This is a genomic window from Actinomadura sp. KC216 (genome assembly GCF_004348535.1).
GTDB lineage: Bacteria > Actinomycetota > Actinomycetes > Streptosporangiales > Streptosporangiaceae > Spirillospora.
In genome coordinates, this window is record NZ_SMJX01000121.1 from 1 (window position 1) to 23,244 (window position 23,244).

The following is a 23,244-nucleotide window of genomic DNA, read 5'->3' on the forward strand; positions in this document are numbered from 1 at the left end:
GGCTTGGACGCCGACGAGGACGGCATCGGCTTCGCGGGCGGCGGCGGCGAGGAGGGCTGCGACGGCTGCTGCTTGCGCGGCGCGCTCTGCCGGACGGCGTCCTCGACCATCTTCTCCAGCGGGCCCGCGTCGTTCTCCGCCGTGAGCAGGCGGTGCAGGGTCTCGCTGATCTCCGTGAGCCGCTGCAGCGCCTGGGTGTGGTTCTTGGTGAGCGCCGTCAGCCGCTGCGTCGCACCCTCGTTGATCACGCTGGCGCGGCGCTCGGACGCGGTGAGCGTGCGCTCGGCCTCCAGCCGCGCGCTGGTCACCGTCTGCTCGGCCTCCTGCTTGGCCGACCCGAGGACGCTCTCGGACTCCTTCTTCGCGGACGCGAGCACGTGCTCGGCCTTGTCCTGCGCCTGGGCGAGGTTCTTCTCGGCGTGCGAGCGCGCCTCGTCGATGATCCGCTTGGACTCCTGCTCGGCGTCCTTGCGGATCTCCGCGCCCTTGGCCTCGGCCTCGGCGACCTTGTCCTGGGCCTCGTCCTCGGCGAGGTTGATGATCTGGCGGAGCCGGTCGCTGAGGTCGTCGCCGGTCGGCTTGCGGGCCTCGCGGAGCTCGGCCATCTCGCGGCGGAGCCGCTCGGAGTCGTCGTGGGCGCGGGCGAGCCGCGCCTCGAGCTCGCGGTTCTTCTGGACGAAGCGGGCGATGTAGTCGTCGACCTGGCGGCGGTTGTAGCCGCGCATGACGATCTCGAACTCGTGCGAGTCTTCTTGGAGGAGGTTCGGCAGGATTTCGGCTTCGTTGCTCATGATGCCTTGGGGGTCGTTGGCGGGGTGACACCCCGTCAGGGTCGGTTGCTCTCCTCGCCCGCCGGTCAGCGGGTCCACATGTGGAAACGTCAGGACGACTCTCGTCCGGTCCACCCCATTCGCGCAACCGGAACGCGGTTCTCGTCGTGGTTTCTTCACCTGCTAAGAGCGACAAACTATCCAATCTCGGAAAATTCGCGCTATCCAGGGGTCCCGGGATGGGCGCGGGGCGCTGCGGGGCGGCGGGAGCGGCCGTCCTAGCATCGGCGGCATGAAGTATCTCGGAACGCTGGGCGAGCACCGGCCGGACATCGACCCCGACGCGTGGATCGCGCCCGGCGCGGTCGTCGTCGGACGGGTCAGGCTGGGCCGCGCGTCCAGCGTCTGGTACGGCTCGGTGCTGCGCGGCGACGACGAGGAGATCGTCGTCGGCGAGGAGTGCAACATCCAGGACCTCTGCTGCCTGCACGCCGACCCGGGCACCCCCGCCGTCCTGGAGGACCGCGTCAGCCTCGGCCACAAGGCGATGGTGCACGGCGCCCACGTCGAGACGGGCTCGCTCATCGGCATCGGCGCGATCGTCCTGAACGGAGCCCGGATCGGCTCCGGGACGCTGATCGCCGCGGGCGCGCTGGTCCCGCCCGGCAAGAAGATCCCGTCCGGGGTGCTCGTCGCCGGGACACCGGGACGGATCGTCCGCGAGCTGACCGACGACGACCGGCTCGTCCTGGCGCACACGCCCGAGGTGTACGTCGAGAAGGCGAGGCGGCACCGCGCCGACGCCCGGTGGGACTGACGTCAAGGTCGGAAAGATAACCCGCTGACCTGCGGGGACGCGGTGAATGCGCCGGTGGGCGGGACCCCTGCCGTGTTCTGCTGACTACCATGACCTTCGTGGTGTGGGGACCGGGCTATGGCAATGCTCCGCCGCCCAGCCCCCAGTCGGGGCAGGATCCGTTCGCGGAGGCAGAGCGGGACACGCGGGCGATGGTGGCCGCCGCATGGTGGCCTTCGACGCCTCCGCAGCAGCGCCACCACGCGATCGGCGGCCGCATGCTCGTCCTGCCCGACGGCACGTGGTGGCTGTTCGGCGCATGGGCCCGCTGGTACCGGCTGCACCCGGCGGACGGGCAGTGGTACCTGTGCCCGCCGCCGCGCACGCCCGCCGTCCGGATGGCCGCGCGGCCCGCGCAGCAGGCCGGGGTGCAGGTCCCGACGCTGCCGCCGCACGTGATCCCGGCCGGGCCCGACTTCTCCTACGACCCGCCGACGTGCCTGCCGTTCGTCGGGCACGGGTTCGCGACCGACCTGACCTCGCGCGTCCGGTCGACGGTCGAGTCCGCCGCGACGCTGTCCGCGCCCGACTACCCGCACTGGTCGTCGGAGTTCTCCAGTGACACGCCGTCGACCGTGGTCGTGGCCTGGGGCGTGATGCTGTGGTGCTCGTCCTCGCCCGCGTTCGACTCGCGGCTGGACGCGCAGATGCTCGACCTGTGGAAGCCCTACCGCGCCAAGCCGCTCCCGCACGTCGACGGGCCGCGCTGGCTCACCCCGCCCCCGCTGGAGACGCTCGTCGGGCTCTACGCCGAACGGCTCCGGGCCAGCCGGGTGGACGCGGCGGTCGTCGTCCTGCGGACGATGTGGGCCGTCGCCAGCGCGCTGCGCGACGACGTCCGGTTCCAGATCCGGGCGGACGCGCTGCTCGCCATCCTCGGCACCACCCTCGCCAACCCGACCGTCGACTATGGGGCGCTGCCGTACGGCGACCAGGCGATCGTCCAGCAGTGGCTGACGCGCTGCCCACCGAACCTGGTCCCTTCGCTGCGGAACGAGAGCTCGCCAGGGGACAACTTCCGGCACGCCTTCTACACGCTCAGCGAATTGATAGCCGGGCTCTCGGGCGACCCTGCGGACCCCGCCTACATCGAGCCTCGCCTTGTGGCCGCCGCCCTGCTCGCCGCCGATCTGGACGTCGTCCGCAAGGACATGGTCGGCACCATCGTCCCGTGGCTCGACCCAGAGATCCGCTACACGGTGCAGGCGGTGTCGGAACAGCAGGGCCATCCGCTGCGGCGGCTCTGGCCGCAGGACATGCGCCTCCCCGAGCCGCTGCGGTCCGCGGCCGGATCGGGCACGGGCGCGGAGACGCTGCTGGCCGCGATGTACGAGGTCGACCTGGCCTGGTGCCGGCTCGGCGGGATGCCCGCCCGGCCGCGCGGCTTCCCCGTCCCGACCTCGATCATCGCCGGGATCATCGGACGGAACCGGGCCCGCGCGACGGCCGCGTCCCCGACCGCCACGCCGCCGCCCAACCCCGCGCCACCGCAGCCGGTCCCGTTCAGCATGCAGAGCCAGCCCGGGATCGCTCCCGGTACGCCTCCGCATGCGCAGAGCGCGCCCTCGGAGCCCGACCGCCCGTTCGTCCAGCCGCCGGCGCAGCCGTACGGCCAGCCCGCGGCCAACCAGATGCCCGCCAGTCCCATGGCCGGGCCTGGGCAACAGGCCGCGTTCGCGCCTCCTGACCCGCTGATCAGCGGCACCCCTACCGAGGAGGACCGGGACGAGGGGAGCGTCGCGCCGCCTTACACGGAGCTCGGATACCAGCGTCCGGGCGCGGCACCGCCTATGCCCGCCCAGAACCAGAGCCCTGCGCCCATGCAGAGCCCTGCGCCCATGCAAAACCCGGCTCCTATGCAGAGCCCTGCGCCTATGCAGAACCAGGCGCAGAACCGTGCGCCCATGCAGAGTGCTCCTCCGACGCCGCCTCCGCCTGCCGCGGCAGGGCAGCAGTCCGGTGGCTACTCGCCGCCGGAGGAGGAGAAGCAGGACGAGAACTTCCTGCCGCCGTACACGCAGCTCGGTTACCAGCCGTCCGGTGCCGCTCCTCCGAGGCAGGCGACGCCGCCACCGCCGCCGAACGTCTCGCAGCAGCAGCAGCAGCAGCCGCCGCAACAGCAGCAGTATCAGCAGCCTCCGGCGGCGCCTGCGGCGTTCGATCCGGAGTCCACCCGTGTGGAGGGCCAGGCAGGGCTGAGCGCCCCGGCGGTCCCGGCCGCCTCGGGCGCCCCGGCCGGCCCGCCCGGCACGCGGATTCTCGGGCCCGGCGACCTGGAGGACGACCCCGCCCAGCCGCCACCGCCTCCGGTCCCTGGGGCCGGGCCGGGGACGAAGGTCATGTCCAAGACGATGGTCGGCGAGTTCGACTTCCTCGACGACACGCCCTCGCCTGACCAGCCCGTCCACGAGATCCCGCCCCCGAAGGACCGCAGCGAGCGCCGCGTCCTGGAGCGCTTCGGCTTCGGCTTCGTGTACGGCGACCACGACCCGAGCGACCTGCTCGCCGCCGTCCGCCGGCAGGTCAAGGAGTGGGACGCGCCCGGCGGCGAGGGCGCCGAGGAGACCCGGGTGGACGGCGCGCCCAGCTCGATCAATCCCGGGGTGCCGGGCGTGCTGCTGGTCGGCGGGCCGCACTCGGGGCAGCGCAGGCTGTCCAGGCTGATCGCGCTGACGCTGGCGAACGCGGGCCTCGGCGACGGGTCGATCCGCGCGCACGACGCGGAGGACGTCCGCGACGCGCCCCCCGAGCGGATCGGGCAGATCCTCGCCCAGCCGGGCCCGGTCGTCCTGTTCGAGCGGCTCGACGTGGCGATCGCCAATGCGCAGGACCCGGGGGCGCTGGTCGGCGCGGTCCGCCGGGCCCGCCGCGACCCCGTCAACATGACGCCCGTGATCGCGACGTGCGAGCCGCAGGCGTACAAGAGGCTCCTGCGCGAGCATTCCAAGCTCGTCCAGGCGTTCCGCGTCCACCGGCTGCCCGACTTCAGCGACCTCGAGAACCGCATGATGCTGCTGCACCTGCTGGCCGAGGAGCGGCGCGTCACGATCGGCGCGTCCGCGATGGAGGTCGCCCGCGAGGACCTGAACCGGCTGCGCGGGCCGGGCGACCTCGTCAACGCGCGGCTGGTCGAGGCGTACCTCGACCAGGCCGCGCAGCGGAACATGGAGCGGGCCGGGGCGTCCCACGACCGGCTCGTGCTGACCCCCGACGACCTCGCCGGCGTCGCGGAGGGCATCGAGCCCGCGCTGCGCCCGCCCGGCGACATCGACGGCTACCTGCGCCAGCTCGACCAGCTCACCGGGCTGGAGGACGTCAAGGCCGCCGTGCACGAGCTGGCCGACGAGGCCGGGCTCGCCGCCGACCGGGCACGCTACGGGGTGTCCGGCGGCGAGGACCGGCACCTGATCTTCGTGGGGCCGCCCGGCACCGGGAAGACGACCGTGGCGGGGCTCGTCGGCGGCATCTACGCGGCGCTGGGGCTGCTGGAGTCGGGGCATGTGGTCGCGTGCCGTCCCGTCCATCTGGCCGGACGCGACCGGGCCGACACCGAGAACCGGGTCGCGAGCATGATCGAGCAGGCGCTCGGCGGGGTGCTGCTGATCCAGGAGGCGTACCGGCTCGACCGGAGCCCGGCCGTCGTCGCCGAGCTGCTCCGCCGCATGAACGGCGGCGGCGCCAGGTTCGTGGTGATCTGCTCCAGCCCGGCGGCCGAGATGGAGGGCTTCCTCGCGGGCAACCCCGCCCTCCGCGCCGAGTTCGGCCGGATCCTGGAGTTCACCGGGATGGGCGACCGCGACATGGTGCAGCTCTTCCAGAGCTACGCCGAACGCGACCTCTACGTCCTGGACGAGGAACTGCGCGTCGAGCTGCTGAACCGGTTCGCGCGGCTGCGCGGCGACCCGCGGTTCGCCTACGCCCGGACGGTCCGCGCCCTGTTCGAGCAGACGGTGGGGCGGCAGGCCGCCCGGCTCGCGGGCGCCGACGTCAACGCCGCCACCGTCGCCCGGCTGACGGCGCGCGACCTGCCCGAGACGGAGCTGGAGCAGATGCTCGGCGACTTCCGCCCCGGCCCCTGACCGGCCGCCGCCCGGCCACCATCCGCCCTGGCCGGCTCTGGACGTTCGCGACATATGCATCAGACCGGCGTCAGGTGGGAAGGGATACCGGGGAGTCACCGGGGCCGGTGCCTAGATCGTTCAGGTGGGCGCGTCCCCCGGATGGACAGGGTCACAGGTGGCCCTCGAATGGCCCTCTTGGGTCATGTGCCCGTCCGGGCGGGGCGCGTAGCCTCGACCTGGGTGTGGGGAACGAACGGAGGTGGACGCGGTGCGCCAGAACCTCGATTTGCGCGTCCACGATCGTGTTGCGCTGGACGAGATCGAACTCTATGCCGAGATGCTCAGCGCGGTGGCGGCGGCCGAGCGGCCGCTGACCGTCGCCGAAATCGACATGGTGCTCGGAGTGCAGTCCGACGAAGCCGGTCGTCGCGAGCTGACGCCACGGGACTGAGCGGTCCCAGGGGGGTGGGAGGACGCGTCCTCCCAGCTGAAGAGCAGGGCAGTCGCACGCAGCGGGCCGGGGACGCCGATCATGGCGTCCCCGGCCCGTCTCTCGTGTCCGTGTAACAAATCTCACTTATGATCTTGGCCGAAGGCTGCGCGCCCGGCCTCTCCGCGCCGCCGAAGCGGCGGCCGTTCCCCGCAGATACGGGGCTGCCGCGGGGTATGTACCTCATGATCCGGGGCAATCTTGGAAGTGAGAGGATGGAGGACACCAGCAGAAGCTGGGGCAAAGGTTCTTTTTACGGCTGGTAGCGCCTACGATCCTCTGCGGACTGTTCCGGCACATCAGGAGAACGACGTGCGCTTGCGTCTCACGCCGCGTGAGGACAGCTTCTACGACATGTTCGCCGACTCGGCGAACAACCTGGTCACCGGCGCCAGGCTGCTCGTGGAGCTCATCAGCGACGGTGCCGACAGGGCAGCGATCGCGGAGAAGATGCGCGCCTGCGAACACGCGGGCGACGAATGCACCCATGCGATCATGCGCCGCCTGAACGAAACGTTCATCACGCCGTTCGACCGCGAGGACATCTACCGCCTGGCCTCGACGATCGACGACGTGATGGACGAGATGGAGGAGGCGGCCGACCTCGTCGACCTCTACGAGATCGAGGAGTTCCCCAAAGGCATCGTCAACATGGTCGAGGTGCTGGAGCGCGCGGCCGAGCTGACCGCCGAGGCGATGCCGAGGCTGCGGTCGATGAAGGAGCTCAACGAGTACTGGATCGAGATCAACCGGCTCGAGAACCAGGGCGACAAGGTCTACCGCAAGCTGCTCGCCAAGCTGTTCAGCGGCGAGTACGACACCCTCATGGTGCTGAAGCTGAAGCAGATCATCGACCGGCTCGAGGACGCGGCCGACGCGTTCGAGGCCATCGCCAACACGGTCGAGACCATCGCGGTCAAGGAGTCATGAGCGTGCGGGACGAGCCGCAAGGCCCGCGGCCTAGCGGCCCCCCTGGCCACGCCGTGGGCGGGCCGGTCGGCACGACGCTGACCAAGGACGACCCGTCCGCCACCGAGCCGACCCTGGGCGAGCAGGTCCGCCGCGGCCCGGCCCGGTTCTGGCCCGTCCTGCTGCTGGGCTTCCTCGCGGTGATCCTCGCCGGGGCGCTCGGCCTGCGCTCGGACGCGCAGGCCGCCGTGCTCGTCCTCGTCGTCATCATCGCGCTGCTCTTCGACTACACCAACGGCTTCCACGACGCCGCCAACGCGATCGCGACCTCGGTGTCCACGCGGGCGCTGACGCCGCGGGCGGCGCTGCTGATGGCGGCCGTCATGAACCTGATCGGCGCGCTGCTCGGCGTCGAGGTCGCCAAGACCGTCAGCGAGGTCATCACCCCGCCGACCGGGCTGCACGGCCTCACCGTGGTCGCCGCCGGCGTGCTCGGCGCGATCACCTGGAACCTCATCACCTGGTACTTCGGGCTGCCTTCTTCGTCCTCGCACGCCCTGATCGGCGGGGTCGTCGGCGCCGGGTTCGCGTCGGCGTCCACGGTGAGCTGGAGCACGGTCGTCGAGAAGGTCGCCATCCCGATGGTGGTGTCGCCGGTCGTCGGGTTCTGCCTGGCCTACCTGGTGATGGTCGCCATCCTGTGGATCTTCCGCCGCGCCAACCCCGGCCGGATCGCCCGCCGCTTCCGCATCGCGCAGTCGCTGTCGGCGGCGTCGATGGCGCTGGGCCACGGGCTGCAGGACGCGCAGAAGACGATGGGCATCATCGTCCTGGCGCTTGTCACCACCGGCCACTCCGACGGCAAGAGCGTCCCGCTGTGGGTGATCATCTCCTGCGCCGGCGCCCTGTCCCTCGGCACGTACGCCGGCGGCTGGCGGATCATGCGGACGCTCGGCCGCAGGGTGATCGAGCTGGATCCGCCGAAGGGGTTCGCCGCGGAATCGACCGCCTCGATGATCCTGTACGCGACCGCCTACATCTGGCACGCTCCAATTTCGACCACGCACACGATCACGTCCTGCATCATGGGCGTCGGCGCCACCAAGCGGCTCTCCGCCGTCCGCTGGGGCGTCGCCGGCAACATCATCACCGCCTGGGTCCTCACCATGCCGATGGCCGCCTCGGTAGCCGCCGCCGTCTACTTCGTGGTCCATTTCTTCGGCGCGTGATCTATTGGGGGGGCGACCCCCCAAACCCCCCGGCTGCGCGGCACGGGTCTCCTCGCTCCGGTCGCTGGCGCTCCCTGCGCTGCGGGGACGCGGCGCGCCGGGCAGGCCCGCTGCGCTCGCAGAGCTCGCTCCGCGTGCCTGCCCGTAACCGTTGGCCGGGCCTTGGTCCAGGTAAGCGGATGGCCCGCCGACCCTCCGGGGCGGCGGGCCATCGGTTACTTGCCGGAGATCCGGTTGAGGGGTGGGGGCGCGATGGTGCCCTGGGCGGTGAAGTAGGCGACGAAGGCGTCCAGGTCGATGGGGCCCAGGACCGGGTCCTTGCCCTCGGTGAAGACCTGGAAGCCGTCACCGCCGCCCAGGAGGAAGTTGTTCGCCGCGACCTTGTAGGTGGCGGACGGGTCGATCGGTGCCCCGTCGATGGTGATCGCGGAGACGCGGTCGCCGACGGGCCTGGAGCGGTCGATGGTGAAGTGCAGGTTCGCCGAGGGCTGGAGGATCTTCTCGCCCGCCGCCGTCCACTGCTGTTCGAGCAGCGCGTCGACCTGCGCGCCGGTCAGGGACACCACGCCCATCACGTTGCTGAACGGCTGGACGGCGAACGCCTCGCCGTAGGTGACGACGCCGTCGCCCTCCGAGCCGCTCGCCGCGTAGGTGAGGTCGGTGCGGACACCGCCCGGGTTCATCACCGCGACCTGCGCGCCGAAGCCCTTCATCGAGGCGAGCTGCGCGTCCGCGATCACGTCGCCGAGCGCGGTCTCGCCCGCGGGGGACGGGGCGCGGGTCAGATCAGCGGTGATCTTGCCGATGGGCTTGTCGGCGATCTCGGAGACGCGCTCCTTCCACGTCTGGACGAACCGCTCCGTCGCCGGGTCGGGCGCGATGTCGCGGGTGACGACGTGGTTGTCGCCCTTCATGGAGGACCGGACGATGTCACCGGTCCGCCGGTTCACCTTGAGGTTCACCTCGGTGATCACCCGTCCGAAGGAGGAACCCGACGAGAACAGCCGGGGCTCGCCGTTCGGGTCCTGCACCGAGCAGATGTACTGCTGGTGGCTGTGCCCGGAAAGGACGACGTCGATCTCCGGGTCGGCGTCCTTCGCGATGCGGGACCCGGCGCCGGGCTGGACGCCGCACTCGTCCGGCCGCGAACCGTCCTTGACCTGGTCGCCCTCGTGGACGAGCAGCACCATCGCGCGGACGTGGCGACGCTTCAGCTCCCGGGCCGCGCGGTTCGCGGCGGCGACCTCGTCGACGAAGTCCAGGTCCTTGATGCCCTCGGCGGTGACGATGCTGGGGGTCGTCTTGGTGACGACGCCGATGAAGCCGACCCGGACGCCGTTGATGGTGCGGATCGTCCACGGCTTCATGGCGGGCCGCTGGTTCCTCTTCTTCAGCACGTTCGCCGCGAGGTAGTCGAACTTCGCGCCGCGCCACGTCCCGGCGGGGGAGCAGCCGTCGACGGGATGGCACCCGCCGTTCTGGATGCGGAGCAGCTCCGCATAGCCCTCGTCGAACTCGTGGTTGCCGACCGCGGAGGCCGTGACGCCGATGTCGCCGAGGAACTGCACGGACGGCTCGTCGTGGTAGGCGGCGGAGATCAGCGGCGAGGCCCCGATCAGGTCGCCCTGCGCGACGGTGAGCGTGTCGCGGTTCCGCAGCTTCTTGAGGTGGGCCGCCACATAGGCGGCACCGCCCGCGAGGACGGTGTCGCCGTTCTCGTCGATGGCCCTGCCGGAGCTCCCGGACGGCGGCTCCAGGTTGCCGTGGAAGTCGTTCAGGGCCAGGAGCCGCACGGACGCGGTCGGGGCGGGGCGCGCCGCCGCCGGTTGCGCGGCCAGGCCCACGACGGTCAGCGCCGCCGCGGCGCAGGCCAGGATGGTGCGTCGTCGAGTCATGCTGCGGACGGTAAGCGCGCCCGGCATACGCTTTCCGGCGGCCCGATGACGTTTCTGTGACAACTTGATCAGGGGGTTCACGGCGCCCGTCACATAGGGTGGCGATCATGAGCGAAACGCGCGTGCTGGACGCCGGCATCGAGGTCGCCGCCGTGCTGGCCCTGGTCGAAGCCGCGACGGACGCCGACGGCGTCGGCCCGCTGTCGGAGCATGCGCTGCTCGCGCTGCGCGGCGGGCGGGCCGGGACGGCGATCTCCGACGGCGGCACGATCGTGGCGTACGCGCATCTCGACCCCGCGACCGACGAGGAGCCCGCGGCCGGGGAACTCGTCGTCCACCCGGGGCACCGGCGCCGCGGGCACGGCCGCGCGCTGCTCCGCGCGCTGCGCGAGCAGGCGGGCGGCCCGCTGCGCGTGTGGGCCCACGGCGACCTGCCGGCCGCCGCCGCGCTGGCGAGCGCCGAGGGCATGGCGCGGGTCCGCGCGCTGTTCCAGATGCGCCGCCCGGCGTCCGGCCCGCTGCCGGAGCCGCGGCTCGCCGGGGGTGTCACCCTGCGCACCTTCGAGCCCGGCCGCGACGAGAAGGCGTGGCTGAACGTGAACGCCCGCGCCTTCGCCGACCATCCCGAACAGGGCGCCTGGACGATCGAGGACCTCCGCGACCGCGAGGCCGAAGGCTGGTTCGACCCGGCCGGCTTCTTCCTCGCCGAGCGCGACGGCCGCCTCGCCGGCTTCCACTGGACGAAGACCCACCCCGGCGGCCTCGGCGAGGTCTACGTCGTCGGCGTCGACCCGGACGCGCAGGGCCTCGGCCTGGGCCGCGCCCTGACGCTGGCGGGCCTGCACCACCTCCGCGGCACCGGCGCCGACCAGTTCATGCTGTACGTGGACGAGTCGAACGCGGCTGCCGTCCGCCTGTACGAGTCCCTGGGCTTCACCCGCCACGCCGTAGACGTCATGTACGCGACCTGACACCTCGCGGCTTACGTGCCGTCTCTCGGGGAGGCGTGGTCCGCCGCTCTCAACGGTGCTGGTCAGGATGGGGGCGGCCGGAGGTGTCCCGTGCTCGGGGAGCTAAACCTCGGTTGCCGGATCTGGGAACGTTCTTTGCGCCCGTGAGCTGCGCTGTTAACCCGGCGTCCATGGCAAATCGGGGCATTCTTCGCGGTGATGCTCGTCCGCGTTCATCGCCCGTTCACCTGGATCGGACCGGCTGGTCACCTCGCCTGCCTAGCGTCGCATCCGACGGTGACCCCGCGCCTCGGAGAGCTGACCAGGAACGGCCCGGGGGTCCCGCGAGACGATATAAGAGGAGACCCTCCGGTGAAGAACGGTTCCCGACTCGCCGCCCTCGGCGGCGTGGTCGTCGCGGGGGCACTGGCCCTCACCGCCTGCGGGAGCGACGCCAACACGACGGCGTCGTCCAGCAAGGCACCGACCGGCGACATCGACTGCGCCAAGGCCAGCGTCAACGCGGCCGGGTCCAGCGCGCAGAAGAACGCCGTCGAGGAGTGGACGAAGGTCTACGCCAGCAAGTGCGCGGGCGCCAACCTCAACTACAACCCGAGCGGCTCGGGCGCGGGGATCCAGGCGTTCACGAGCGGTCAGGTGGCGTTCGCCGGCTCGGACTCGGCGCTCAAGCCCGACGAGGTCCCCGTCGCGCAGAAGCGCTGCCAGGGGAACCCGGCGCTGAACCTGCCGATGGTCGTCGGCCCGGTCGCCGTCGTCTACAACCTGCAGGGCGTGGACGGGCTGAAGCTGTCGCCCGACACGATCGCCAAGGTCTTCTCCGGCAAGATCAAGACCTGGAACGATCCGGCCATCGCGAAGGAGAACGAGGGCGCCAAGCTGCCGTCCTCGCCGATCAAGCCGGTGTACCGGTCGGACGAGTCCGGCACCACCGACAACTTCACGGACTACCTGAACAAGACCGCGCCTGACGTCTGGACGTGGGAGAAGGCCAAGAAGTGGCCGAACTCCACCGGCCAGGGCGCGCCCAAGTCCGACGGCGTCACCAGCCAGGTGAAGAGCACCGCGGGCGCGATCTCCTACGTGGAGATGTCGTACGCGGAGAACAACAAGCTGCAGACCGCGCACGTCAAGAACGGCGCCGGGGAGTACACCCAGCTGTCGCCGGACAGCGCGTCCAAGGCCGTCGCCGGGGCGCAGATCGTCGGGACCGGCAACGACGTCGCGCTGAAGATCGACTACACGACCAAGGAGCCGGGCGCCTACCCGATCGTCCTGGTCACCTACGAGATCGCGTGCTCGAAGGGGCTGCCCGCCGAGCAGGCCGCGTTCGTCAAGTCGTTCCTGACCTACACCTCGTCCGACGCCGGCCAGAAGATCCTGACCGACGTCGGCTACGCGCCGCTTCCGCAGACCGTGCTGACCAAGGTCCAGGCGTCCGTGAAGGCCCTGTCCTGACAGCGGACGACGGCACCCGCGGCCCCGCCGCCGACGAGTTCGGCGGCGGGGCAGGCGTGGGTCCGGCCGACCTGATCCAAGGAGGACCCTCCATGAGCAGCGAGACCGGCGTCCAGGCACAGTCGGGCGCCGAGGCGGTGGCCGGGGCCCGGCATCGCGCCACCGGCTCGCGGATGAGCACCGGACGGGCCGGTGACCGGATCTTCGCCGGGGCGGCCCGCGGCTCGGGCATCATCGTCCTCGGGATCGTCGCCGCGATCGCGGCGTTCCTCGTCTGGAAGGCGATCCCGGCCCTGCAGGACAACGAGGCGAGCTTCCTCACCAGCGAGGAATGGAACCCGAACGCGGCGCCGCCGAAGTTCGGCATCGCGCAGCTGGCGTTCGGGACGGTGGTGTCCTCGCTTCTGGCGATGCTCATCGCGACGCCGGTGGCGATCGGGATCGCGCTGTTCATCTCGTTCTACTCGCCGCGGCGGCTCGCGTCCGGGCTCGGCTACATCGTCGACCTGCTCGCCGCCGTCCCCAGCATCGTGTACGGGCTCTGGGGCCTGATCTTCCTGTCCACGCACATGGAGGGGATCAGCAAGGTCCTGAACGCGGTGCTCGGCTGGATCCCGCTGTTCGGCGGCGACAGCCCCGGCAAGAACTCCATCTTCACCGCCTCCGTCGTGCTGGCGATCATGATCCTGCCGATCATCTCGTCCATCTCCCGCGAGGTGTTCCTCCAGGTCCCGCAGCCCAACGTGGAGGCCGCGCTGGCGCTCGGCGCCACCCGCTGGGAGATGATCCGGATGTCGGTGCTGCCCTACGGGCGCTCCGGCATGATCGGCGCCTCGATGCTCGGCCTCGGCCGCGCGATGGGCGAGACGATCGCCGTCGCGATGGTGCTGACGTTCGTGCCCGGGATCAACTGGCACCTGCTGGAGAACGGCGGCAACACGTTCGCGGCCAATATCGCCAACAGCTTCGCCGAGGCGTCCACCACGGGCCGCGGCGCGCTGATCGCCTCCGGGCTCGTGCTGTTCGTGATCACCCTGGTCGTCAACATGGCGGCCCGCGCGGTCGTCGCGCGCCGGAAGGAGTTCGTGTGAGCGCCGTCTCCACCGCCAAGGGCCCCGCCGGGGGGCGCTCCAGCCTGACGTCGGTCTCGCTCGGCCGGAAGGTCAAGGACCGGGTCGTCCAGGGGCTCGTCTACCTGGCGTTCGCGCTGGCGGTCATCCCGCTGCTCTCGGTGCTGTGGACGGTCCTCGTCAACGGCCTCAAGCGGCTCGACCTCACGTTCTTCCAGTTCTCCATGAACGCGGTCAGCGGCAAGGACCCGGGCGGCGGCGCCTACCACGCCATCATCGGGACGCTGCAGCAGGTCCTGATCACCAGCCTGATCGCCGTCCCGATCGCCGTGCTGACCGCCATCTACCTGGTGGAGTACGCCGGGAACGGCCGCCTCGGCAAGATCATCAGCTTTACCGTGGACGTGATGACGGGCATCCCGTCCATCGTCGCGGGCCTGTTCGTCCTGGCGCTGTGGCTGCTGACGTTCGGGTTCGACTTCTCCGGGTTCGCCGGGTCGCTGGCCCTCACGATCCTGATGATCCCGACCGTGGTGCGGGCCACCGAGGAGATGCTGAAGCTCGTCCCGAACGACCTGCGCGAGGCGTCCTACGCGCTCGGCGTCCCGCGCTGGCGGACGGTCTGCTTCGTCGTCCTGCCCACCGCGATGACCGGGATCGTGACCGGCGTGATGCTCGCCGTCGCCCGCGTGATGGGCGAGACCGCGCCGCTGCTGCTCACCATCTTCTTCACCAAGGCGATCAACAACGACCCGTTCAACGGGCCGCAGGCGTCCCTGCCCACGTTCATCTGGGAGCAGGCCGCCGACCCCAACCAGAACTCGATCGACCGGGCCTGGACGGGCGCCCTCGTGCTGATCGGGATCATCATGCTGCTCAACCTGGTCGCCCGGTTCGTCGCCCGGCGCAGCGCGCCCACGGGTCGCTGAACTAACGGAAAGGAACACCCACCCCATGGCGAAGCGGATCGAGGTCTCGGGGCTGCACGCCTACTACGGCGGCGTCCACGCCATCGAGGACATCTCGATGACGGTCGAGCCGCGCTCGGTGACGGCGTTCATCGGGCCGTCGGGCTGCGGGAAGTCCACGTTCCTGCGCACGCTGAACCGCATGCACGAGGTCATCCCCGGCGCCCGCGTCGAGGGCAAGGTGATGCTGGACGACGAGGACCTGTACGACTCGTCCGTCGACCCCGTCGCCGTCCGCCGCGTCGTCGGCATGGTGTTCCAGCGGCCCAACCCGTTCCCCACCATGTCGATCTACGACAACGTGGCCGCGGGCCTCAAGCTGAACGGCGTCCGCCGCAAAGGCCGCCTGGACGAGATCGTCGAGGAGTCCCTGCGCGGCGCCAACCTGTGGACCGAGGTCAAGGACCGGCTCAGCAAGCCCGGCGCCGGCCTGTCCGGCGGGCAGCAGCAGCGCCTCTGCATCGCCCGCGCCATCGCCGTCCAGCCCCAGGTCCTCCTGATGGACGAGCCGTGCTCCGCGCTCGACCCCATCTCCACCCTCGCGATCGAGGACCTCATCGACAAGCTGAAGACCCAGTACACGATCGTCATCGTCACCCACAACATGCAGCAGGCCGCCCGCGTCAGCGACCGCACCGCCTTCTTCAACATCGCCGGCACGGGCAAGCCCGGCAAGCTCATCGAGATCGACGACACCAGCAAGATATTCACCAACCCCGAGCAGAAGGCCACCGAGGACTACATCACCGGCCGGTTCGGCTAAGCCCTGGCTGGACTTTTCTCCTCGGTGTCGCCGGGGCGGTGGTCGGGGACGAAGCGGTACCCGACGTTGCGCACCGTGCCGATCAGGGACTCGTACTCGGCGCCGAGCTTGGCGCGGAGGCGGCGGACGTGGACGTCCACCGTCCGGGTGCCGCCGAAGTAGTCGTAGCCCCAGACCTCCTGGAGGAGCTGGGCGCGGGTGAAGACGCGGCCCGGGTGCTGGGCCAGGTACTTCAGCAGCTCGAACTCCTTGAACGTGAGGTCGAGGACGCGGCCCCGCAGCCGTGCCGTGTAGGTGGCCTCGTCGATCGTGAGGTCGCCGCTGCGAATCTCGCCCGGGGTCTCGTCGTCGTCGGCATCGGCGGCGCGCCCGACGGCGAGGCGGAGACGGGCCTCGACCTCGGCCGGTCCGGCGGTCTGCAGCAGCACGTCGTCCAGGCCCCATTCGGGGCTGAGCGCCGCGAGGCCGCCCTCCGTCACGACGGCGAGGAGCGGGCAGTCGAGCCCGGTGGTGCGCAGCAGCCGGCACAGGCTCTTGGCGTGCACCAGGTCGCGGCGCGCGTCCACCAGCAGGACGTCGGCGGGCGGCGCGTCGATCAGCGCGGACGCCTCGGCCGGGGCGACGCGCGTGGAGTGCAGCAGGAGGCCGAGTGCGGGCAGGATCTCGTCGGAGGGCTCTAACGCGTTGGTCAGCACGAGCAAGCTGCTCACGTGCCGCCTCCCGTCCCTGAAAAAGACGTAGGACCCAGGCTGCTCATCCTCCAGCCCCGGCGGCGGCCGGCGGCTCAAGGACGAGGCGGCCACGAAGGGCTTGCTGATGAACTCCATGGCCTCGTCGCCCGGATCCCTTCCCATGAGCATATACAAGGCGGTCCGGCCGGCAACGGAGCGGCCCGGACCAGACCTGTTCAAGAGTGGGAATGAGACCCTGGGGACATGGCCAAAGGGACGATGCGCTACTGGGCGGCGGCCAAGGCGGCGGCGGGGACGCATGAGGAGCCGTACGACGCCGGGACGCTGGCCGAGGCCGTCGCGGCGGCGCTGGCGAAGGAGGGGCGCGGCGGCGAGTTCCAGCGGGTCGTCCAGCGCAGCTCGTTCCTCGTGGACGGGGAGCCCGTGGGAACCCGCGCGCACGATTCCGTGGTGCTGCCGGACGGCGCCGTGGTCGAGGTCCTCCCGCCGTTCGCGGGCGGTTGATCTCACCGTGGTGTGATTTTTCGGGCTGCGAGGTCATTCTCCGGTGCGACCCGTTCAAGGGCATCCGCGCACTATGGTGTGCGCGGACTGCCATGACGGGGCGCATGACGGAGCCCGAAGGAGAAACATGCGGAAAGTACTGCTGGCGCTGCTGGTCCTCCTGGCCGTCGGCGTCGTCGCCGCCGACCGGATCGGCGTGCGGGTCGCCGAGGACAAGATCGGCGAGCAGGTGGCGGCGCAGTACAACCTGCAGCAGCCGCCCGACGTCACCATCCACGGGTTCCCGTTCATCACGCAGGCGCTCGGCGGCGACTACGACCACATCGAGGTGACGATCGACGACTGGACGCAGCGCGGCGTCACCGTCACCGGCGTCAAGGTCGACATGCGGGGCGTCAGCGCGCCGCTGTCGGAGGTCACGCAGGGCAGCGCCGCGAACGTCACCGCCCGCACCGCGACCGCCTCCGCCGTCATCCCCTACGACGTGATCAAGAAGGAGGCGCCGAAGCAGGTCAAGAAGATCGGGCCGAAGGGCGACAACCTGGAGGTCGACTTCGAGAGCACCTTCCTCGGCCGTCCCCTCTCCAGCACCGCGATCGTCCAGGTCAAGTCGACCGCGCGCGGCATCGCGATCTCGCCGATCTCGGTGAGCTCGGGCGGCGGCCCGGCGGTCCCGCTGGCCCTGGTGAAGCGGCAGCTCACCTGGACGGTCCCGATGGCCGACCTCCCGCTCGGGTCGCGGATCAGCATCCTCGAGCCGACGCCGGACGGGCTGCGCGTCGGCGCCACCGCCGAGAACGTCCGGCTGAACGATCTCCAGCAGCGGCAGAAATGATGCGGCGCTGGTGAACCGGTGCGGAAACGCGTACGTGACAGGGATGTGGGTCCCACCGCGGATGAGGGGTTGCTGCGCGCCCTGTACAGCGAGCACGGAGGTCCTCTCCTCGGCTACGTCCTGCGGCTGACCGGTGGGGACCGAACCCAGGCCGAGGACGTCGTCCAGGAGACGCTCCTGCGCGCATGGAAGCACCCTGAGGCGCTCGCCGGGCGTCCCGTCCGGCCGTGGCTGTTCACGGTCGCGCGCAACCTCGTGGTGGACGCGCACCGCGCGAAACAGGCAAGGCCGCCGGAGACGGGCATCGACGAGCATGTCATGATGACCGCGTCCGGCTCGGACGACATCGACCGGGCCCTGGAGTCCTGGACGGTCGCGGAGGCGCTGGCGGGGCTGAGCCCGCCGCACCGGGCCGTGCTGGTGGAGACCTACTACAAGGGCCGGTCGGTCGCGGAGGCGGCGAAGACGCTGGGCATCCCGCCCGGCACGGTCAAGTCCCGGACCTACTACGCCCTGCGGGCGCTCAAACTCGCATTGGAGGAGCGGGGGTTGGCGCCATGAACGGCTGCGTTGACGTTCGCACCTCGCTCGGGGTGTACGTGCTCGGCGCGCTCGACCCCGCCGAGCGGGCCCCCCTCCTGCACGGCCCGCCGGCGGCGTCGCTCTCCGCTCCCAATTCCTACAGCGCCCGCCCGCCGCGAAATGTCACACGACGGGCCGTAATAGTGGTCTACCTGGGAGGATGCCGCCGCGCGGGTTCAGCGGGACCAGTGCGCGGCACGCTCCGCGCGGCCCGTGGCTCAGGTGGTGAGGCTCCGCGGGCGCAGGTCGGTCCAGGTGGCGGTGACGTGGTCGAGGCACTCGGCCCGGGACGCGGGCCCGAAGGTGATCGTCCAGCCGGCGGGGACGTCGGCGAACTCGGGCCACAGGGAGTGCTGGCCCTCGTCGTTGACGAGGACGAGGAACGTGCCGTCGGGGTCGTCGAACGGGTTGGTCATCTCAGGCCTCCTGGGCTACGGGGACGGAGCGGCGGGCGATGGAGCGGGCGATCTCCCCGGTCCGCACGGCGGTCATGGACAGCAGCGACGACGCGATGCCGTGGCTGTGCTCGGTGGCGCCTTGCAGGTAGACGCCCCAGCGCGGGCCCGGGTGGGTGGCGACGCGGTAGTCGCGCTCCACGACGGGACGCCCGTCCGGGCCGGTCTGGCAGTGCGGCGCCGCCTCGCCGAGCAGGTCGAACGGGTCGCGCTCGCGGTAGCCGGTGGCGTAGACGATCGCGTCGGCGTGCAGGTCGGCGTCCTCGCCGGTCGGCAGGAACCGGACCCGCGCCCGCACTCCCCCGGCCTCCTCCCGGACGTCGGCGATGCGCGAGACGTTGAGGATGCGGAGCCGCTCGGCGCCCGCGACCTTCTCGGCGTAGGAGCGCCGGTACAACTCGTCGATGAGGTCGAGGTCCACGACGGAGTAGTTGGTGTTGCGCGAGTAGTCGAACAGCATCCGCTTCACGTCGTCGGGGGCGGCGTAGTAGTGGTCGACGGCCTCGGGGTCGAAGATGCGGTTGGCGAACGAGCTGTCGTCGGCGGGCGAGTACCCGTAGCGGGTGAACACGGCGCAGACCTCGGCGTCCGCGAACGTGCGGTGCAGGTACTCGACGGCCTCGGCGGCGCTCTGCCCGGCGCCGACGACGATGAGCCGCCTCGGGGTCCAGCCCGGCCGTTCGGCGAGGCGGGTGAGCAGGTCCTCGGTGTGCCAGATCCGCTCGCCGGACCGGACGCCCTCCGGCAGGACGGGCTCCAGCCCGGCGCCGATGACGGCGTTGCGGGTCAGGTGCGTCTCCAGCTCGTCGTCGCGCCGCACGACGACTTCGAGGGTGTCGTCGTCGTGCGGGCGCAGGGCGACCACTTCGGAGCGGTAGCGGACCCGGTCGGCGAACGCGGCCGCCGTCCATTCGAGGTAGTCGTGGAACTCCACCCGTGTCGGGAACATCGTCTTGTGGTTGACGAAGTCGACGAGGCGGCCCCTGGCGTGCAGGTACGCCAGGAACGAGTACGGGCTGGCGGGGTTGCGCAGCGTCACCAGGTCCTTGAGGAAGTGGACCTGCATGGTGGCGCCGTCGATGAGCATGCCCCGGTGCCAGCCGAACTCCGGCTGCTTCTCGAAGAACACGGCGTCCGCGGCCGCGCCGTCCCCGCCTCCCGCGCCGCCCGCGCCGTTGGCGCGGGCGGTGCGGGAGGCGCGGGCCGCTTCGTCGAGCGCGACGGCGAGCGCCAGGTTGGACGGGCCGAACCCGATGCCCACCACGTCATGGACGGGGGTCTGCATGCGCTCCTCCGGCATCTGGCGTGCCTCAGGCGGACTTCGCCGTCGCGGCGGCCTTGGCGATCTTCGGCACGACCTGGTCGATGACGTACGGGACGGCCAGCGGGGTCGGGGTGCGCAGCGGCCAGAACGACTTCAGGTCGAGCGCCACGTACGAGCCGCGCTTGACGACGGCGAGGTCGGCGAACAGCTTGTTCCCCTCGATCTTCTTCTGCGTGGCCGGGTCGTCGTTGTAGTGGCTGAGCAGGACGTCCACGTCCAGGACGGAGACCTTCTCCATGCTCAGCTCCGCGGCGAAGCCCTCGCCGGGCAGCTTCTTCAGGGACTCGGGCAGGACCATGCCGAACTGGCTGAGCAGCTTGACGCTGGTGTCGGTGGGGGCCTTCATCACGCCGATGTTCCCGTTCGGGAACACGCTGGTGAACGCGAACCCGGTGCCGTTGAGCTCGGGGTGCGCGGACTTGACCGCGGCGATCTTCTTCTCGACGTCGGCGACGAGCGCCGTCCCGGCCTCGGCGCGGCCGACGGCCTTGGCGACCTGGAGGGTGATCTGCTGCCAGGTGTCCTCGGCGGGCCCGGACTGGTAGGCGACGGTCGGGGCGAGCTTGGAGAGCTTGTCGTAGCCCTTGTCGATGTAGTAGTCGCCGGCGGCGAGGATGAGGTCGGGGCGCAGCGCCGCGACCTCCTCCAGGTTGAACCCGGCCTCTCCGGCCTTGAGCAGCTTGGGCTTCTCACCGGTCAGCTTCGGAGCGGTCCAGGGGGTGAGGCCGTCGGGCTGGATGCCGGTCAGCTCCGCCATGGCGACGGGCTTGACGCCGAGGGCGAGCAGCGCGTCCTGGTCGATCTCGCCGAGGGCGACGATCCGCTTCGGCGCGGACTCGATCTTCGCGGTGCCGAGCTTGTGGGTGATCGTGACCGGGAACGCCCCGGCCCCCGCCTTGGCGCCCGAGGCGTCGTCCGCGGGTTCGCCGTCGCCGCACGCGGCGGCCATGCCGATGCTCAGGACGAGCGCGGCGGTGACCGCCATTCGCCGCATAAAGGTGCGCATTGAGGACCGGTGTCCTTCCAGAATTCCAGGGGGTTTATCGACCGAAATCTTAGGTTAGGCTCACCTAACTGCGCAATGGGTGCGCCTGTATGAGCCCCCTCACTGTCGGCGCTGTCAGCAGGGCCGCGATCTTCACGGATTCGCAGCCGGGCTCCTTTCTGATCCGCCGGACGAGTTTCATCGCGAGCAGCGAATGGCCGCCGAGATCGAAGAAATCGTCGTCCGGGCCGACCTCGGGCACGCCGAGTTCTTCGGCGAAGATGCGGCACAGGACCGCCTCCCGGTCGTCGCCGCCGCCGTCGCGCGCCGCGGTCCCGTCCGGGCCCGGGGCCGTCGCCGTCCGGGCGGCGGGCGTGCGCGGGGCGGGCAGGGCGCCGACCTTCACGCCGGGGTCGGCGGCGACGGCGTCCAGCAGCGCGATGAGCCCCTCGGCCAGCGCGGCGACCGTGCCCTCGTCGAACATGTCGGCGGAGTAGTCGACGATCAGCCGCAGATCGTCCGCGCCCTCGCGGAAGATGAAGTCGATGTCGAACTTCGCCGCGCCCGGCCCGAACAGCGCCTCCCGCTGCTCCAGCCCGGGGAAGCGCACGTCCCCGGCGCCCTGGTTCTCGTAGCCGACCATCACCTGGAACAGCGGGTTGCGGCCGGGCACGCGGCGCGGGCGCAGCGCCTCGACGACCGCCTCGAACGGCAGGTCCTGGTTGGCGAGCCCGGCGAGGTCGGCCTCCCGGACGCGGCCGAGCAGCTCGCCGAACGCGGGGTCGCCGGACACGTCGGCGCGCAGCACGAGCGTGTTGACGAAGAAGCCGACGAGGTCCCGGGTGGCCTCCTCGGTGCGCCCGGCGACGGGGCTGCCGAGCGGGATGTCGTCGCCCGCGCCCGCGCGGTGCAGCAGCGCGACGACGGCGGACTGGCAGACCATGAACATGCTGGCGTTCGCGTCGCGCGCGACCTGGCGCAGCCGCCGCGTGAGGCCGGGCGGGAAGTCGGCGGTCAGCGTTCCGCCGCGCTGCCCGGCGGTGCCGGGACGCGGCCGGTCCGCGGGCAGCGGGATCTCCTCGGGGAGGTCGGCGAGGGCCCGCGCCCAGTGGTCGAGCTGCCGGGCGTGGACGCTGCCGGGGTCGAGCGGGTCGCCGAGCAGCTCGCGCTGCCAGAGGGCGTGGTCGGCGTACTGGACGGGCGGCGGCTCCCAGCCGGGGGCGCGGCCGTCCAGCCGCGCCGTGTACGCCTCGGCGACGTCGCGCGCGAACGGCCCGAACGACCACTCGTCGAACGCGATGTGGTGGAACACGGCGAGCAGCAGGTGCCGCCGCTCCCCTTCGGGGAACACCGCGACGCGCAGCGGGATGTCCTTGGCGAGGTCGAACGGCCGGGCGATGACGTCCTCGGGCGCGCAGGTCGCGACCTCCAGGACGGGGCGCGCCTCGTGCGTGGGCAGGATCCGCTGGTAGGGGACGCCGTCGTGCTCGCCGAAGACGGTCCGCAGGCTCTCGTGCCGGGCGACGACGTCGCCGATCGCCGCCTCGAGCGCGGCGAGGTCGAGGTCGCCGCGCAGCCGGACGGCGAGCGGCAGATGGTAGGCGCCGCGCGGCCCGTCGTCCTCGGCGAGCATCTGGTCGAGCATCCACAGGCGGGCCTGCGCGGACGACAGCGGGATCCGCTCGGGCCGCTCCCTCGGTTCCAGGACGGGCCGTTCCCGCGCGGCGGCACTCCGGTGCACGCGTTCGGCCAGCTCCGCGACGGTCGGCGCCTCGAACAGCTCGCGGATCGCCAGCTCCGCGCCGAGCGCCGCGCGGACGCGGCCGACGAGCCGCGTCGCGAGCAGCGAGTGGCCGCCGAGGTCGAAGAAGCCGTCGTCGACGCCCACGCCCGGGGCGTCCAGGATCTCGGCGAACAGCGTGCACAGGACCCGTTCGACGGGCGTGCGCGGCGGCCGTCCCGCGCGGCGCGGGCCGTTCCCGCCGGGGTCGGGGAGGGCGCGCCGGTCGAGCTTGCCGTTCACGGTCAGCGGCAGCGCGTCCACCGTCATGATCACGCTCGGCACCATGTAGCCGGGCAGCCGCCCCTTGAGCGACTCCCTGACCCGCGCCGCCAGCACGCCGTGGTCGCGGGCTGCGACCGGGTTGTTGGCGTAGGACGCGGGGACGCGTCCCGGCGCGGCCGGAAGGCTGGCGGCGCCGCCGCCGAACACGGCGTCGTAGCATCCGATCCGGTCGGACGGGGTGAGCACCACGTCCGGGTACCGCGCGTACAGGCTTTCCGGCTCGACGCCCTCGGGCGCCGCGGCGAGGGCTTCGCGGGCCTCGTCCGGCGACGCCCCGTCGCGCAGCAGCCGCAGCGCCGCGACCTCGCCCGACAGCCTGGGGTCGGGGATGCCCCGCACCCGCAGCGGCCCGGCCGGCCTGTCGT

The 23,244-nt window shown here is 71.4% G+C and carries 20 protein-coding genes; 13 read left to right on the plus strand and 7 right to left on the minus strand.

What is annotated here, in order from left to right:
- Nucleotides 1-791: DivIVA domain-containing protein (locus E1264_RS21480; protein ID WP_132176260.1), on the minus strand; the 791-nt coding region annotated here is incomplete at its 3' end.
- A gap of 271 nt (nt 792-1,062) precedes the next feature.
- Here E1264_RS21480 and E1264_RS21485 point away from each other — a divergent pair.
- From E1264_RS21485 to E1264_RS21505, 5 genes are all read left to right on the plus strand, one after another.
- Nucleotides 1,063-1,587, plus strand: coding sequence for a gamma carbonic anhydrase family protein (locus E1264_RS21485; RefSeq protein WP_132176262.1), 525 nt, complete (start codon nt 1,063-1,065; stop codon nt 1,585-1,587).
- 89 nt (nt 1,588-1,676) lie between these two features.
- Nucleotides 1,677-5,705, plus strand: coding sequence for an AAA family ATPase (locus E1264_RS21490; protein WP_132176264.1), 4,029 nt, complete (start codon nt 1,677-1,679; stop codon nt 5,703-5,705).
- Nucleotides 5,706-5,946: 241 nt separating this feature from the next.
- Nucleotides 5,947-6,138 (plus strand): hypothetical protein, encoded by a 192-nt coding sequence (locus E1264_RS21495; RefSeq protein ID WP_347813412.1) that lies wholly within the window; start codon nt 5,947-5,949, stop codon nt 6,136-6,138.
- Between the two features lie 351 nt (nt 6,139-6,489).
- Entirely contained in the window at nt 6,490-7,107 is a 618-nt protein-coding gene (locus tag E1264_RS21500; RefSeq protein WP_132176266.1) for a DUF47 family protein, read from the plus strand.
- Nucleotides 7,104-8,315, plus strand: a complete 1,212-nt coding sequence (locus tag E1264_RS21505) for an inorganic phosphate transporter (protein ID WP_243711074.1) — start codon at nt 7,104-7,106, stop codon at nt 8,313-8,315. Before E1264_RS21500 ends, E1264_RS21505 begins: the two co-directional genes overlap by 4 nt.
- A gap of 215 nt (nt 8,316-8,530) precedes the next feature.
- Here E1264_RS21505 and E1264_RS21510 read toward each other — a convergent pair whose 3' ends face one another.
- A complete protein-coding gene (locus E1264_RS21510) occupies nt 8,531-10,210 on the minus strand; it encodes a bifunctional metallophosphatase/5'-nucleotidase (RefSeq protein WP_132176268.1) in 1,680 nt (559 codons plus the stop codon).
- A 107-nt stretch (nt 10,211-10,317) separates the two neighbouring features.
- Between E1264_RS21510 and mshD the strand changes: the two genes are divergently transcribed.
- From mshD to pstB, 5 genes are all read left to right on the plus strand, one after another.
- Entirely contained in the window at nt 10,318-11,181 is an 864-nt protein-coding gene (gene mshD, locus E1264_RS21515; protein WP_132176270.1) for a mycothiol synthase, read from the plus strand.
- A 351-nt stretch (nt 11,182-11,532) separates the two neighbouring features.
- Nucleotides 11,533-12,636: a phosphate ABC transporter substrate-binding protein PstS gene (pstS, locus tag E1264_RS21520; RefSeq protein ID WP_132176272.1), complete on the plus strand. Its 1,104-nt coding sequence runs from the start codon at nt 11,533-11,535 to the stop codon at nt 12,634-12,636.
- 92 nt (nt 12,637-12,728) lie between these two features.
- Entirely contained in the window at nt 12,729-13,727 is a 999-nt protein-coding gene (pstC, locus tag E1264_RS21525; protein WP_132176274.1) for a phosphate ABC transporter permease subunit PstC, read from the plus strand.
- A complete protein-coding gene (pstA, locus tag E1264_RS21530) occupies nt 13,724-14,635 on the plus strand; it encodes a phosphate ABC transporter permease PstA (RefSeq protein ID WP_132176276.1) in 912 nt (303 codons plus the stop codon). The genes pstC and pstA overlap by 4 nt, the downstream gene beginning before the upstream one ends.
- A 25-nt stretch (nt 14,636-14,660) precedes the next feature.
- Nucleotides 14,661-15,437 (plus strand): phosphate ABC transporter ATP-binding protein PstB, encoded by a 777-nt coding sequence (pstB, locus tag E1264_RS21535; protein ID WP_132176278.1) that lies wholly within the window; start codon nt 14,661-14,663, stop codon nt 15,435-15,437.
- Here the strand turns inward: pstB and E1264_RS21540 are convergent.
- Nucleotides 15,434-16,147: a response regulator transcription factor gene (locus tag E1264_RS21540; protein ID WP_132176280.1), complete on the minus strand. Its 714-nt coding sequence runs from the start codon at nt 16,145-16,147 to the stop codon at nt 15,434-15,436. The genes pstB and E1264_RS21540 overlap by 4 nt on opposite strands.
- 225 nt (nt 16,148-16,372) lie before the next feature.
- Here E1264_RS21540 and E1264_RS21545 point away from each other — a divergent pair, with 225 nt between their 5' ends.
- The 3 genes from E1264_RS21545 (at nt 16,373) to E1264_RS21555 (ending at nt 18,029) form a co-directional block, all read left to right on the plus strand.
- Entirely contained in the window at nt 16,373-16,633 is a 261-nt protein-coding gene (locus E1264_RS21545) for a MoaD/ThiS family protein (protein ID WP_132176282.1), read from the plus strand.
- Nucleotides 16,634-16,760: 127 nt separating this feature from the next.
- Nucleotides 16,761-17,468 (plus strand): DUF2993 domain-containing protein, encoded by a 708-nt coding sequence (locus E1264_RS21550; protein ID WP_132176284.1) that lies wholly within the window; start codon nt 16,761-16,763, stop codon nt 17,466-17,468.
- A gap of 45 nt (nt 17,469-17,513) precedes the next feature.
- Complete coding sequence (locus E1264_RS21555; protein WP_165964286.1) at nt 17,514-18,029, plus strand: sigma-70 family RNA polymerase sigma factor; 516 nt, start codon at nt 17,514-17,516, stop codon at nt 18,027-18,029.
- Between the two features lie 239 nt (nt 18,030-18,268).
- Here E1264_RS21555 and E1264_RS21560 read toward each other — a convergent pair whose 3' ends face one another.
- The 4 genes from E1264_RS21560 to E1264_RS21575 all read right to left on the minus strand — a co-directional run.
- Complete coding sequence (locus tag E1264_RS21560; RefSeq protein WP_132176288.1) at nt 18,269-18,466, minus strand: MbtH family protein; 198 nt, start codon at nt 18,464-18,466, stop codon at nt 18,269-18,271.
- Between the two features lies 1 nt (nt 18,467).
- On the minus strand, nt 18,468-19,790 hold the full coding sequence (locus E1264_RS21565; protein WP_207936065.1) for a SidA/IucD/PvdA family monooxygenase: 1,323 nt from the start codon (nt 19,788-19,790) through the stop codon (nt 18,468-18,470).
- 25 nt (nt 19,791-19,815) lie between these two features.
- The gene (locus E1264_RS21570) at nt 19,816-20,835 is read right to left on the minus strand and encodes an iron-siderophore ABC transporter substrate-binding protein (RefSeq protein ID WP_132176292.1); all 1,020 of its coding nucleotides are present in this window, start codon (nt 20,833-20,835) and stop codon (nt 19,816-19,818) included.
- 64 nt (nt 20,836-20,899) lie between these two features.
- Nucleotides 20,900-23,244: condensation domain-containing protein (locus tag E1264_RS21575; RefSeq protein ID WP_243711075.1), on the minus strand; the 2,345-nt coding region annotated here is incomplete at its 5' end.

Coding starts and splice junctions, on each gene's coding strand:
- pstB (WP_132176278.1), top strand. CDS start 14,661: ATGGCGAAGCGGATCGAGGTCTCGGGGCTGCACGCCTACTACGGCGGC.
- E1264_RS21545 (WP_132176282.1), top strand. CDS start 16,373: ATGGCCAAAGGGACGATGCGCTACTGGGCGGCGGCCAAGGCGGCGGCG.
- E1264_RS21490 (WP_132176264.1), top strand. CDS start 1,677: ATGACCTTCGTGGTGTGGGGACCGGGCTATGGCAATGCTCCGCCGCCC.
- E1264_RS21565 (WP_207936065.1), bottom strand. CDS start 19,790: ATGCAGACCCCCGTCCATGACGTGGTGGGCATCGGGTTCGGCCCGTCC.
- E1264_RS21510 (WP_132176268.1), bottom strand. CDS start 10,210: ATGACTCGACGACGCACCATCCTGGCCTGCGCCGCGGCGGCGCTGACC.
- E1264_RS21485 (WP_132176262.1), top strand. CDS start 1,063: ATGAAGTATCTCGGAACGCTGGGCGAGCACCGGCCGGACATCGACCCC.
- E1264_RS21560 (WP_132176288.1), bottom strand. CDS start 18,466: ATGACCAACCCGTTCGACGACCCCGACGGCACGTTCCTCGTCCTCGTC.
- E1264_RS21570 (WP_132176292.1), bottom strand. CDS start 20,835: ATGCGCACCTTTATGCGGCGAATGGCGGTCACCGCCGCGCTCGTCCTG.
- E1264_RS21505 (WP_243711074.1), top strand. CDS start 7,104: ATGAGCGTGCGGGACGAGCCGCAAGGCCCGCGGCCTAGCGGCCCCCCT.
- E1264_RS21550 (WP_132176284.1), top strand. CDS start 16,761: ATGCGGAAAGTACTGCTGGCGCTGCTGGTCCTCCTGGCCGTCGGCGTC.
- mshD (WP_132176270.1), top strand. CDS start 10,318: ATGAGCGAAACGCGCGTGCTGGACGCCGGCATCGAGGTCGCCGCCGTG.
- pstC (WP_132176274.1), top strand. CDS start 12,729: ATGAGCAGCGAGACCGGCGTCCAGGCACAGTCGGGCGCCGAGGCGGTG.